The following is a 12,688-nucleotide window of genomic DNA, read 5'->3' on the forward strand; positions in this document are numbered from 1 at the left end:
GTTTGTTTAAGTGTGTATATGATTTTTATTGTTTATTAAAATTGTAAGTAACGCCTGCGTAAATCAGTCTGCCTGCCAGGTTGCTGATGGCGCCCGGGTTTTTGTAGTTGCCTATATTCTCTCCGGTTACCTGTAAGCGCAACTGGTTGTTCAGGAATAGTTTTGATACCGATGCATTGAACAGCACATATCCTTTTACATACTCATCATCGCGGTTTACGATACCGTTGCCATCCACATCCGAGAAACCGTAGCGGCCGCGGTAAATAGCACGTATGGATGTAATGATGCCTGTTTTATCGTCCTGGTAAGCAATGCGGGCATTGGCCATATATTTCGACCGGTTTAACAAACCACCGTACTGGCTTTTCTTCACCTTGATAGTTTCGCGGGTGGCCTGGTCGGTGCCAAACACCTGCCCTGCTTTGATCTTGTCGAGCACGCTTTGGTCGTAAGCCTCCAGGTATTGCATGCCACCGGCAACCGTCCAATGGGTTAAAAAGTTGTAGCTGATATCGGTTTCGGCACCCTGCGTGTAAACATCATGAATGTTGAAGTATGAGAATACCGATTGCCCATTTGTTTTGATGGCGATGGGCTGCGAATCTATCAGATCGCGGATGTTGTTACGGAAGGCATTAACCGTCCACATAACGCCCTTGAAAGGTTTGTAACGGAAACCAAAATTATACGCGGTAGAGCTTTCGGCATTTAACCTTTGTAGCGTTGCCGGGTCTATCAGTATGGTTTGTATCTGGCCCTGATCCTGCAGTTTCTTTAATTCGGTAGCTGCTTCTTCATAACCGAATACGCTGTACCCTACAATAGCATTATTGAAATTCAGGTATAACTGCCTAAAATCTGGCGCTTTATAACCCTTGCCTGTTGATGCAAGCAATACAAACTTATCGCTAAACTGATAGCTGGCAGCCAGTTTGGGGCTAAACTGCGAGCGGTAAACGCTGTGCGCATCAAAACGGCCGCCTAAAATAACATCCAGTTTTTTCAACGGTATCCAGTCTGCCTGCCCATAGGCATAACCCGATTGGAATGTTTTTTTATCGTTATAACGGGTAGCCCTTACACTTTCGTCCTGCCCTCCAACACCGCCGGTAAACCGCAGGCCATTGATGCTCTTGTAATCTCCCTGTAGTTCGGCGCGGTTAAAGTTCTGGTCAAAAAATGTTTCGTCGTAAACAGAGTTATCCGTGTTGTTTATTAAAAGCGATTTAGTGCTGTAGCCCGCATGGTAAAGCCTCACATCCCCCGTAAACTTATCTGTAAAGCGGTGTGTTAACCCGGCAGAAGCACTCAATGTTTTTTCGGTCCCATCTCCGGTTATGCGGTCGTTATCAACCAAAAAGTTATTATCGGCCGTACTGGTGTAATCGCGCACCTGGAATTTAATTTGAGTGCGGTCATTGAATTTATAACCAAGGCTGCCGTTTAGCGTATATCCGTAAAATGGCGATACCGTTGCGCTACCAGACTCGGGCACCAGCGTATAACCGCTGCTGCTATACCTGTTTGCAAAGCCCGATATGGACAAGCGTTTGGTAGCATAGGCGCCATTTAATGATACATCGGCATTTTTATTGGTGCCATAACGCACCGAAACGTTGCCTGTTGTACCAATTGGAGGTGTTGCCGATATGATATTAATAACCCCCGCCATAGCCTCGCTGCCGTATAATGATGATACCGGGCCTTTAACTATCTCTATCTTTTCGATGTTGTTTGTGGTAATTCGCGATAAGTCGAGTATGCCTGTTGTACGGCCTATCAGCGGCAAACCATCCAGCATGATCATGGTATAATCGGGGCTAAAACCCTGAATCTGTATCCCCTGCCCGTGTGCATCAGGTAGTACGCTTAAGCCAGTTTGTTCATTTAATATCTCATTAAGGCGAACCAGGCCGCGGTTTTTAATTTCTTTATTGCTGATGGTTGTTACCGGCATAGGTACCTGCATCAGGTTTTTATTAGTACGGGTAGCGGTAACTACTACCTCTTTTAGTTTTTTGGTTTTTGATGTATCAGTAGACAGGGTATCTGCATGCTGCGCTTTGGCATTCAGTGTCACTAAGATTAGCAAGCAGAAGAAGATATATTTCATTTATTTAGACTAATTAAAAATAATGATGCAAATTTGCGGTAAGATTAGCGACTTGGTTAACGCCAAACGGATTGAAAACGACGCCAAACGGATTTTATGCACCTTACCTTTACATCTTACTCATCCGTACAAAAAAAACTGGAGTTACCCTACCCCGTAGATTTTGCAGGACCGGTACATTTTGAGGAACGTAAAACAGCGCTGGCAGAAACCTGGGGAACCTTCAACGCCAAAGAGTTATGGTTTGATGGCGCCTGTGTTATACAAACCGAAGCCATTTTAAAAGAACCTTGTACTATAAATATTGGCTGCAATGGTTTTTGCTGGTTAATGAATTTTATGCAAACCGGCGATCTAACCATACAGCTGGAAAATATTAAAACTATCCAGTTAAATGAAGGTAGCCACCATACCTTTTACACCCCGGTGTTGAATGCAGAATTGGTTTTAAAACGGTCGGCCAGGATGTTTACCGTATGCCTTACACGTAAGTTTATCAGTAAGCTAATGGGTAACGATACTATCAAATTATCATTAAATGAAAATGCGAAGCTTATTGCAACGGGTAATTACAAACACACCCGGTTGCAGGCTGTAATACAAGAAATAACAGGGGCTGCACAACCAGGGGTTATCCGCCGTATATACCTCGAATCGAAAGTATTGGAACTGCTCTCTATACAACTGCACCAGGCAGAAACCAAGGCGGCGACAAAGGGCTTTAGCAAGGATGATGTGGAAAGGCTGCAGGAAGCAAAGCAGATCATCGCCCAAAACCTGCAGACGCCATGCTCATTAATTGAACTTGCCCGCAAAACCGGCCTGAATGATTTTAAGCTAAAAAAGGGTTTTAAAGCCCTTTTTGGCCACACGGTTTTTGGTTACCTGTTTGAACTGCGTATGGATAACGCTTACCGCCTTTTACAGGATGGTAAAAGCGTTAGCGAAGTAGCCGAAATTATCGGTTATAAAAACCCGCACCATTTTACCGCTGCCTTTAAAAAGAAGTTTGGCTTCTTGCCAAGCATGGTAGCTAAAATGGCCGGTTAGTATTTAAGCATTATTTTTAAAATAAATAACGGCTTGTTTATTGCTTTAGCAGAAGCATGGATAAATCAAAACAAGTTGTATTAAGCAGCCAGTTGAAATGGGTAGAACGGATATCGTCCATCATGGATGATAAATTCCGTATACCGGGTACCAGTTTCAGGTTCGGCCTCGACCCTATCCTTAACCTTATTCCTTTTGCCGGCGACGTATCGGGCTTTGTGGTGTCGGCCGCTTTGCTTTATGTAATGGCCAAAAATGGCGTAAGCCGCAAAGTGCTAATACTTATGGCTGTTAACATCAGCATAGATGCTGCAGTAGGCGCTATACCCCTATTGGGGCAGATCTCTGATTTTTATATAAAAGCCAACACCCGCAACATCAAGTTGTTGAAAGAGCACTATCATGAAGGTAAACACACAGGCAGCGGCAATGGCATTATAGCCATTTTGCTTATCGTATTATTTGTAGTGATGGGTGCAGTACTTTACGTTAGTTACCTTACCTTGCACTGGCTGTTTACACATTTTTAATAGCGCCTACTCGCGCTTAAAAGTATAAGGCATTTTGGTGATGGTGCCTGGTATGTTATACCTTATTATATGGCAGTGTAACATAAAATGTGGTTTCGCCGGGCTGGCTGGTAAACCATATTTTACCATGGTGCTGGTGTACAATTTTTTGCGTGATAGAAAGGCCGAGGCCAAATGGTTCTTCGCCATTAGTGCCATTCTTTTTTGCTGTAGTGAACATATCAAAAATATGCCCTTTATCTTTATCAGGTATGCCAACGCCATTATCGGTAACCGCTATTTTTATCTTCTTTTTATCGGGTGTAAGTGCAATATCTACCACTATTTGCCCGCCGTTGTAACTAAATTTTATGGCATTAACAATAAGGTTATTAAATACCCGCCAAATTTTTTCCTGGCTAACGTTGGCTATGATGGGCAGTCCGTCGTTTTCAAAAAGGATCTCCTGATTTTTTTCGCTGGCTTTAAACTGCAGAAGTTTTACCGAATCATGAAGCAAGGCTTTAATATCAACAGGCTGTAGTACTAATGCCTCATTCTCGTCTGCCAGCCCCGATTTTAGTAACTCATTTATCATCTCGATAGAGTTTAGCCCGGTACTTTGTATCAGCCCCAATATATGCCTGTTTTCTTCATCAAACCCTTCTTCTTCAAGCAATAAAGCGGTTAAGCCTGTAATGCCCGATAGTGGGTTACGCAGATCATGCGCCATTACACGCATAATACGGATATAGTTTTTATTGGCGGCTTCCAGTTCTGTTAGGGTTTGCTGCAACCTGCGGTTGTGTTCTTCGGTATAGCGTTGGTTCTTTTTGCTGGTGTTTAGGTTGCGGTTTATTAGTACAATAATAATAACCGACAATATTACCGCTATGGTGATGCATAACAGGTATATCTGGTTAAGCTTATCGTGATGCCTTAACTCTGTAAGCACCTGCTGCTGATGGAATGTATTGAGTTCGCGGTCCACATCAACCCGATATATATTTGCAGATGCTTTTTCTACCGAATCATTTAGCCGGATATAGTTTTTTAGATATTGAAAAGCTTTATCCGGTTGTTTTAATTCCAATAAATATTGTGCGTATAGCTTGCTCCAGATGATATCTGAGTCAGAGTTTTCTTTGTGGAATTTTTTTATTAAAAACTTGCTTTGCTTAAAAGCCTCTTCGGCTTTATTGTATTGTTTAGTTACGAGGTATAGTTCGGCAAGCTTAATGTATGGTGGTGTTTTTATTCCATCCACTAAGGGGATATCCATATTTACGCAAGTAAGTAAATACTTTTCGGCCTCGGCATATTTCCCATTTTTTAGAGCAAGGCCCCCCAGATTATCATATAGCACCGTTCTTGCTCCCAATAAAACGCCCTTCTCAATAACACCACAACTATCGGCTTTGTTTAATACGGTAAGATCCATGTTATAATAAACCACGGCGCTATCTTCCATACCCGCCCTTTGGTAAGCGAGCGCACAGTTATTTAGTGACCCCTGCTGCATGTAAAACCGCTTTTGCGGTGTTAGGGCAGTATCACATGCACCAATGCGGCGATAGTTTTCGGCCCAATACTGGGCTGCAAGCCTAAAGTTTTTTTGGTGGTAATAAATACTTGCAATGCTTGCAGCCAGTTGTCCGTTATCACATTGGCCTTCGGCAAGCAGCTTTTTGCCTTTATATAAATAATCTAAAGCAGCGTTGTATTGTTTACTTTTCATGCAGGCATCGCCTTTAGCCAACAGTACTTTCAGGTATTGATCGGGGTAAGCCTTTATCCGCTCTTGTGTCGAAAAGAAAGACATGGCACTATCAGCATATAAAACCATTCGTTCGGGATTATCGCGAGAACGATCCATAAGCATAATATAGTAGTAGGTAATTAAGGGGGCGTTATTACCCATTTTAGATTTTAGCTTACGTGCTATCTGCATTGCACTATCGCCCTTACCTATTAACGCAAGGCTATCTGCTGTATGCATTTGCTTATTTAGCTCATCATTACTTTTATCAGTACGAGATACACATGACGACAGGAGAACACAGGTAAAAATAAATAAGAAGAAAATCCGCTGACGTGAGGGGGGCATGTATAACGTTGGTAACAAATTAAAAGCGAATCAAATATAGTTAATATTTGTCAGTGTGAGTTTGCCGAAGCCCCGAACGCTTTGTTAATGTTCGACAGGCTCATCATGACAATACCCGAATACAAAAAATGCCGCCTCCCTTGCAGGAAGCGGCATTTAACTAAACCAACTTATGAAAACACTCTTAGAATTATTTTATTGTTATTTCTCTTGATTGAAATTTAGCTTCTTCTCTTTTTGCAACGGTTAATTTTAAGATACCGTCGGTGTAATCGGCTTCAATTTTTGAGTGATCTACAGAATCGGGTAAGGTGAATGACCTTACGAACGAGTTGTAGCTGTATTCGCGTTTGCTGAATTTTTTTGTTTCTTCCGCATTCTCAGATTTCTTTTCGGCAGATACGGTCAGGATATTTTTGTCCAGGTTGATCTTGAAATCTTCTTTCTTTAAGCCCGGTACTGCTAACTCAATGTGAAACTCGTTATCGGTCTCAGCAATGTTTACAGCCGGCACACGTGCAACTAATTTGTCGCCGATGTAAGAGTCGTTCAATAAAGAATCGAAAACATCGTTAAAGAAAGGATGTGCGTTATTTTTTAGTCCGTTGTTAAATTTAACTAATGTCATGGTTTTATATCTCCTTTAAATTTTGTTTTGTTAATTTGCAGGGATGAGTTCAACTGTTGTACCAACAGATAAAAAAGCACTTTCGAAAGACAAAATGGCTGCACCATTCAATATTAACCGACAAACTGTCTTAATATGGCTGAAAAACTAACCGATTACAAGTATAAAACAGATGTTGCAATCCGTTTCTCGGATATCGATGCGCGCGGCCATGTAAATAACGCGGTGTACCTAACTTATTTTGAAGTGGCCCGTTTCAATTACTGGCGCGATGTTGCCAAATGGAATTTAAAAGAAATTGGGATAGTGATTGGCCGCTCAGAGATCCATTACTTAAAACCCGTTACTATTGATGATATGCTGGTTTGTTATGTGCGTGTTACACGTATAGGCAATAGCAGTTTTGATATAATGCACGTATTAGCAAAGGTAACCGATAAAGGCGAAGAGATTTGCACCACCTGCAAAACAGTATGCATCAGTTATGATTACGCCACCAATAAATCTACAACTATAGATAAAGAAGGCCGTAAGAATATGATAGATTACGATGAGCCAAGGCTGATTTTGAATACGAATTAATGCTGCAAAATGTGTGTATTTTTAAATGTACAAATATGCAAATGCCCTTCCCGGCAGGTACAGCAATTACGCCGTGGTTTTATTGCCCCTCATTTAACAACGATAAACAAACAGTAGCAACTGTTCCTGCCCCATTCTCACCCGCGGCAATACTAAACTTTGCCACAGTGGTATTATTCTGAAGGTTTATCATTTCTATCCGCTCTTTGATAAATGCAATACCGATGGATCTTTCTTTAACTCCGGCAAGTTTTTTGGGCATTTTAGCGCTTTTTTCCATCCCCAAACCGTTATCTGATACGGTTATGCATATACCCGTCTTTGTTTTTTCTAATCTCACATCCAAATGGGCGTCACTCCTGCTTTCTGCAATTAAACCGTGCAAAATGGCATTCTCTATCAATGGCTGAATGAGCATGGGCGGCAAAATTAGTGTTTTTAATTCCAAACTCTCATCAGCAATAAAGTTATAGGTAAATGCATGGTTATAACGGGTGGCCTCCAGTTCGGTATAAAGCATCAAGGCTTTCCATTCCTTATCGGCGGTTACCAGGCTTTTGGTAGAGTTTTCGAGGATCAGCCGGGTTAAGGAAGCAAACTTTTGAATCAGCCGGGAGGCTGTTTTCCGGTCGCTATCCATAATGTACGATTCGATAGAATTTAGCACATTAAACATAAAATGCGGGTTCATTTGCGAACGGATAGCCTTTAGTTCGCTTTCAGATAATTGATATTGATGGATCAGTTTTAACTCATTCTGCGCAGCTTCCTGCTGTTGCAGGGAGTTTTTGAACCGCAACTGCCTGATACGGTAAATACTGATGAAGAATACGGTAACAGCAATTAATACTACCAGTAAAATGATTAGGTTGCGTTCGTTCTCTTTGGTTTTGGCATCGGCGAGCACTAATTTTTGCTTATTAATAACCAAACTATCCTGCTTTTGCCTCAGCTCATACTTGGCGCTCATTTCAGCAACGGCTTTATTGATGCCATCTATATTAATACTGTCTTTAGTTACCTCCTCCAGGTTTTGAAAATAAAAGGCTTTATCAAAAGCCCTTTGCCGACCGTAGGCATAAGCGAAATTATGGTACAAGGCAACCTTGTTGGCTTTGGCAATATATGGTGTTATAAACTGTTGTGCTTTTTTAAAGCATACAATGCTCTCATAAATCTTATCTTGCTGCATCAGGCAGTCGCCCTTATTAGCATAGGCGGTAAACAGGTCGGTACTATCGTTTAATATGGTTAATCCTGATATGGCTCTATCGTAATAATTTAAAGCAGTGGGATATTTCTTCATCAAAGAATAAATATCACCAGTTAATAACAAAGCAATATTTTTCGATGAATTATGTTTAGAGTTATTAGAACTTACCTTATTAAAGTATGACAGGGACACATCATACTTATTTAAGCCTTTATAAGCAATACCCAGGTTATTTAAACAATCGAACAAGCTGGTGCTGTCTTTCATCAGCCGTGTATAAACTAGCTGCCTGTTCAGATAATCAATAGCTTTTAAATATCGCTGCGTAAATAGCAATTCAATACTCCCCAAGTGGTTGTACAAAAAAGCAAGCGTGGCGTTATCTTTTTTACTTTCGCTGTATTTTACGGCCTCACCATAATAGTAAATAGCAGAATCGATCTTGTTCAGCGCTTCGTAATTACTGCCCAGGTAAGTGTTTACCCAATCTGCATAGGCGGTGTCTCTACCCTTCAGGGTTTTGGCTTTAAGCAAAAGTTTTATAGCAGCATCGTACTTTTGCACTTGCGCACTATCAGCCGCCGCTTTTGTAAGTGCCTTAAAACCGGATTGCGCAAAACATGTAAAATATAAAAACAACAGTGCCGTAGCTAAAAGCAACCGAGGGGGCTTCATCGCTATCGCTGTATGTTAAAATATAATCTCAAATTTTGTAATATCTGGAAAAGCTCATCATGAGGCATTGGCGGCGGGTTAGGAATCTTTTTCACCGGTACTGCCTGTGTACTCACTAATTCGCCGCCTACATAGAATTGCGCAATTATCTCCCGTCCATTTACTTTGATAGATATTTCGCTGTTATTGAGGTTTGCACCCTCTTTTACAGAGAAATTTACGGCAAGCGGCGATTTAGTTTTGCGTAACTGAGCGGCCGAGCTAACGGGTGATTTAGCCCGTGTAATTGCGGAAAGTTTTTTGGTTGAACTCATCTCTCAAAAGTGTTTTTTAGCGTGAATTTTAACAGCAAGATAAGCACTATAATTTATTTTACCAGCACATTCACTCATACAAACCACTCCTTCACTCATTAAAACAGGGCAGTTTACCTAAAAATTTAAAAGATCTTTCCCGGGTTAAGGATCCCGTTCGGGTCAAAAATTGCTTTGATGCCTTTCCAGATGGCAAAATGTACCGGCGTATATTTAAGCGACATAAAACTCTTTTGAACCAGGCCAATCCCATGCTCGCCGGATAACGTACCACCTAAAGCAACCGTTAATTCAAAAACTTCGGTGATGCCATCTTTTAGTTTGCTGCTCCAATCCGCATCGCTCATGCCTGCTTTTACGATATTTACGTGCAGGTTACCATCGCCGGCATGGCCGTAACAAACGGATTCGAAACCATATTTAGCACCAATCTCTTTAATGCCTTTTATCAGTTGAGGTAATGCCGCGCGTGGTACAACGGTATCTTCTTCTTTATAAACCGAGTTTGATTTTACCGATACAGCCATGGTACGCCTGATGCGCCAAAGTTCCTCCTTTTGTGCCGATGTATCTGCAAAAAGTACTTCGCGGCAATTATGCTGTTCTAATACTTCGTTTATCTTTTCACAATCGGCAAATATTACATCCTGGTTGGTTCCGTCGGCCTCTATCAGCAGGAATGCCCCTATCCCATCTTTCAGGTCGAATGCAATGCCATCATGTTCTATTACCCATTCAATACCTTTGCGCTCCATAAACTCCACTGCTGATGGCACCACCCCTGCCCTGAAAATGGCCGAAACCGCGGCGCAGGCATCCTCGTTTGTGACAAATGATGCCAGCATCAGCGCATCCAGCGTTGGTTTAGGGATAAGCTTGGTTACTATTTTGGTAACGATGCCCAGCGTGCCCTCACTTCCTATCAGCAATTGGGTTAAGTTATAACCCGATGCATATTTTAGCGTGTTGGCACCGGTCCAGATCACATCACCGGATGGTAAAACAACTTGCAGGTTCAACACATACTCGCGGATGGTGCCGTATTTAACTACCCTTGGGCCGCCGCTGCAATTGGCCACATTACCGCCAATAAAACAGCTGCCCTTACTTGCCGGATCTACCGGGTAAAGCAGGCCTTTTTCGGCGACTGCGTTCATGAAAACTTCAGTAATAACACCAGGTTCAACAGTGGCCTGCAGGTTTTGCTCATCAATATCCAGTATCTTGTTAAAAAGCTCCATAGATATCATTAAACCGCCATTTACTGCCAGGGCGCCGCCAGCCAGCCCTGTACCTGCGCCACGGGGGGTAACCGGTATCAGCTGCTCGTTACAAAACTTCATTAAAGCTGATACCTGCTCAACTGTTCGCGGTTTTGCCACAACTTCCGGATAATAAATCAGGTCCTCGGTTTCATCGTGACTATAATTTTCTATCGCGGCATGGTCGTTTAATATGTTATCCGCGCCAACAATGGTACTTAATTGTGCAAGTATATCTGGTGTTATTTTAGTATAGGTAGTCATGGCAGTGAATATTATTTATGGTAACTAAGCGTAATAACCGATTGTTTTAGCGGCCCGCGGAATGGCGGCCTTTGCTTTTTAATGGTTACGATGGCTGTCTCTATAAATACAAACTCGGTTGTGATGCGGTTAAGTATAGCCTGGGCAACGCTTTCTATCACTTTACGGGTATGCTTCATTTCTTCTTCTATAATGGCATAAAGTACCTCGTAGTTTACGGTATTACTCAGGTTATCTTTTTCTACATCTATATCGGCATAAAAGCCAACCTGCACATCAACCAAAAAGTGTGTGCCTATCACTTGTTCTTCGGGGTAAAAACCATGGTAGGCATAAAACTCAGCGCCTTCTAAAGCTACATTTATCATGTTTCAAAAGTAATGGAATATTTGAAGGTTTAAAATTTGCATGCCGTCTATTTTAATCACCCTGCCTACGCTGAGCAGGCCGACCCTCTCGGCTTCGCAAAGAGGGTTAAGATATTTTTTTACCCTATTTCCGCGCAGCGAAGAGAGGGGCGCGCACATAGTGCTGCGGGGTGAGTTAACCTAATAAGGATGTTTGGAAAATTTTTCTCACAAAAACTTTCACATCAAAAAATATGTTTAAACGGTTTAAACCTGCTTTTTGCCATAAAGTGGCCTCTGCTTATTAAAAACAACGATTTGAGGTTGTTTAACTAACCCGTAAATGCCCTATATTTGGCCAACCAATTATCAGAACCATGGCTAAGACCGACCTGTACGAAGCACCGGATTACTACCTTTTAGACGAACTTTTAAGCGAAGAACACAAGCTGATACGCGCCAGCGTGCGCGATTGGGTGAAGAAAGAGGTAAGCCCTGTTATTGAGGATTACGCTCAAAAAGCTGAATTTCCTAAACACCTGTTAAAAGGTTTGGCAGAGATAGGTGCTTTTGGCCCAACCATCCCTGTTGAGTATGGCGGGGCAGGGCTGGATTATATGGCCTACGGCATTATCATGCAGGAAATTGAGCGTGGCGATTCGGGTATCCGCTCAACCGCATCGGTACAAGGTTCATTAGTGATGTTTCCTATAAACGCTTATGGCAGCGAAGAACAGAAGCATAAATACCTGCCCAAACTTGCCAGCGGCGAGTTGATGGGTTGTTTCGGTTTAACCGAGCCCGACCACGGCTCTAATCCTGGTGGTATGGTTACCAACATAAAAGATGCCGGCGATCATTATATTTTAAATGGTGCTAAGATGTGGATTTCTAACTCTCCTTTTGCTGATATAGCCATTGTTTGGGCTAAGGATGAAGAAGGAAAGATACGCGGGTTGATTGTTGAACGCGGTATGGAAGGCTTTACTACGCCCGAAACGCATAATAAATGGTCGTTGCGTGCATCAGCCACCGGCGAACTGGTGTTTGATAATGTTAAAGTGCCAAAAGCGAATCTGTTACCAAATGTATCGGGCTTAAAGGGGCCACTTGGTTGTTTAAACCAGGCACGTTACGGCATAGCCTGGGGCGCATTAGGTGCTGCTATGGATTGTTATGATACTGCCCTGCGCTATTCAAAAGAGCGCGTACAGTTTGGCAGGCCAATTGGCGGTTTTCAGCTACAGCAAAAAAAACTTGCCGAAATGATCACCGAGATAACCAAGGGGCAACTATTGGTTTGGCGACTGGCTACTTTAAAGAATGAAGGCCGTGCTACAGCCGCACAAATATCGATGGCTAAACGTAACAGTGTTGAAATTGCTATAAACATAGCACGTGAAGCGCGCCAGATGCTTGGCGGTATGGGAATTACAGGCGAATACCCAATAATGCGCCATATGATGAACCTTGAGTCGGTAATTACGTATGAAGGTACACATGACATCCATTTACTGATTACAGGGATGGATGTTACGGGCGAGAATGCTTTTAAATAGCTGCATATAATTTATAGCTTAGAGTAGTAGAAAATTGCCGCTTAATATTATATTTGTGTAAC

The 12,688-nt window shown here is 42.2% G+C and carries 11 protein-coding genes; 4 read left to right on the top strand and 7 right to left on the bottom strand.

Translation table 11 applies throughout. The features are described from left to right. Nucleotides 1-25 precede the first annotated feature (25 nt). On the bottom strand, nt 26-2,083 hold the full coding sequence (locus IDJ75_RS06440) for a TonB-dependent receptor plug domain-containing protein (RefSeq protein WP_191174753.1): 2,058 nt from the start codon (nt 2,081-2,083) through the stop codon (nt 26-28). 129 nt (nt 2,084-2,212) lie between these two features. Here IDJ75_RS06440 and IDJ75_RS06445 point away from each other — a divergent pair, with 129 nt between their 5' ends. Both IDJ75_RS06445 and IDJ75_RS06450 read left to right on the top strand, forming a co-directional pair. Beyond that, a complete protein-coding gene (locus tag IDJ75_RS06445; protein ID WP_191174754.1) occupies nt 2,213-3,166 on the top strand; it encodes a helix-turn-helix transcriptional regulator in 954 nt (317 codons plus the stop codon). Between the two features lie 56 nt (nt 3,167-3,222). Continuing rightward, complete coding sequence (locus IDJ75_RS06450; protein WP_191174755.1) at nt 3,223-3,696, top strand: DUF4112 domain-containing protein; 474 nt, start codon at nt 3,223-3,225, stop codon at nt 3,694-3,696. A 55-nt stretch (nt 3,697-3,751) separates the two neighbouring features. Here IDJ75_RS06450 and IDJ75_RS06455 read toward each other — a convergent pair whose 3' ends face one another. Further along, nucleotides 3,752-5,674: a tetratricopeptide repeat-containing sensor histidine kinase gene (locus IDJ75_RS06455; protein ID WP_191174756.1), complete on the bottom strand. Its 1,923-nt coding sequence runs from the start codon at nt 5,672-5,674 to the stop codon at nt 3,752-3,754. Between the two features lie 298 nt (nt 5,675-5,972). Then, nucleotides 5,973-6,410 carry an Hsp20/alpha crystallin family protein gene (locus IDJ75_RS06460; RefSeq protein WP_191174757.1) on the bottom strand — a complete coding sequence of 146 codons (438 nt, stop codon included), beginning with the start codon at nt 6,408-6,410 and terminating at the stop codon, nt 5,973-5,975. 135 nt (nt 6,411-6,545) lie between these two features. On the opposite strand from IDJ75_RS06460, the gene IDJ75_RS06465 reads away from it, so the two are divergent. Next, nucleotides 6,546-6,992 (top strand): acyl-CoA thioesterase, encoded by a 447-nt coding sequence (locus tag IDJ75_RS06465; protein ID WP_191174758.1) that lies wholly within the window; start codon nt 6,546-6,548, stop codon nt 6,990-6,992. A 79-nt stretch (nt 6,993-7,071) separates the two neighbouring features. On the opposite strand, the gene IDJ75_RS06470 is transcribed toward IDJ75_RS06465, so the two are convergent. The 4 genes from IDJ75_RS06470 to folB form a co-directional block, all read right to left on the bottom strand. Further along, on the bottom strand, nt 7,072-8,880 hold the full coding sequence (locus IDJ75_RS06470) for a tetratricopeptide repeat-containing sensor histidine kinase (protein WP_191174759.1): 1,809 nt from the start codon (nt 8,878-8,880) through the stop codon (nt 7,072-7,074). 2 nt (nt 8,881-8,882) lie between these two features. After that, a complete protein-coding gene (locus tag IDJ75_RS06475) occupies nt 8,883-9,194 on the bottom strand; it encodes a hypothetical protein (RefSeq protein WP_191174760.1) in 312 nt (103 codons plus the stop codon). Nucleotides 9,195-9,319: 125 nt separating this feature from the next. Next, the gene (locus IDJ75_RS06480) at nt 9,320-10,720 is read right to left on the bottom strand and encodes an FAD-binding oxidoreductase (protein ID WP_191174761.1); all 1,401 of its coding nucleotides are present in this window, start codon (nt 10,718-10,720) and stop codon (nt 9,320-9,322) included. An 11-nt stretch (nt 10,721-10,731) separates the two neighbouring features. Next, nucleotides 10,732-11,088, bottom strand: coding sequence for a dihydroneopterin aldolase (gene folB, locus IDJ75_RS06485; RefSeq protein WP_191174762.1), 357 nt, complete (start codon nt 11,086-11,088; stop codon nt 10,732-10,734). 356 nt (nt 11,089-11,444) lie between these two features. Here folB and IDJ75_RS06490 point away from each other — a divergent pair, with 356 nt between their 5' ends. Continuing rightward, entirely contained in the window at nt 11,445-12,626 is a 1,182-nt protein-coding gene (locus IDJ75_RS06490) for an acyl-CoA dehydrogenase family protein (RefSeq protein WP_191174763.1), read from the top strand. Nucleotides 12,627-12,688: the final 62 nt, after the last annotated feature.

Origin of the sequence: Mucilaginibacter rigui, assembly GCF_014773275.1 — a bacterium.
GTDB classification, from domain to species: domain Bacteria; phylum Bacteroidota; class Bacteroidia; order Sphingobacteriales; family Sphingobacteriaceae; genus Mucilaginibacter; species Mucilaginibacter rigui_A.

Bases quoted from the DNA above. Each gene is read 5' to 3' on its own strand.
- IDJ75_RS06445 (WP_191174754.1), top strand. From the start codon at position 2,213: ATGCACCTTACCTTTACATCTTACTCATCCGTACAAAAAAAACTGGAG.
- IDJ75_RS06450 (WP_191174755.1), top strand. From the start codon at position 3,223: ATGGATAAATCAAAACAAGTTGTATTAAGCAGCCAGTTGAAATGGGTA.
- IDJ75_RS06455 (WP_191174756.1), bottom strand. From the start codon at position 5,674: ATGCATACAGCAGATAGCCTTGCGTTAATAGGTAAGGGCGATAGTGCA.
- IDJ75_RS06460 (WP_191174757.1), bottom strand. From the start codon at position 6,410: ATGACATTAGTTAAATTTAACAACGGACTAAAAAATAACGCACATCCT.
- IDJ75_RS06465 (WP_191174758.1), top strand. From the start codon at position 6,546: ATGGCTGAAAAACTAACCGATTACAAGTATAAAACAGATGTTGCAATC.
- IDJ75_RS06470 (WP_191174759.1), bottom strand. From the start codon at position 8,880: ATGAAGCCCCCTCGGTTGCTTTTAGCTACGGCACTGTTGTTTTTATAT.
- IDJ75_RS06475 (WP_191174760.1), bottom strand. From the start codon at position 9,194: ATGAGTTCAACCAAAAAACTTTCCGCAATTACACGGGCTAAATCACCC.
- IDJ75_RS06480 (WP_191174761.1), bottom strand. From the start codon at position 10,720: ATGACTACCTATACTAAAATAACACCAGATATACTTGCACAATTAAGT.
- folB (WP_191174762.1), bottom strand. From the start codon at position 11,088: ATGATAAATGTAGCTTTAGAAGGCGCTGAGTTTTATGCCTACCATGGT.
- IDJ75_RS06490 (WP_191174763.1), top strand. From the start codon at position 11,445: ATGGCTAAGACCGACCTGTACGAAGCACCGGATTACTACCTTTTAGAC.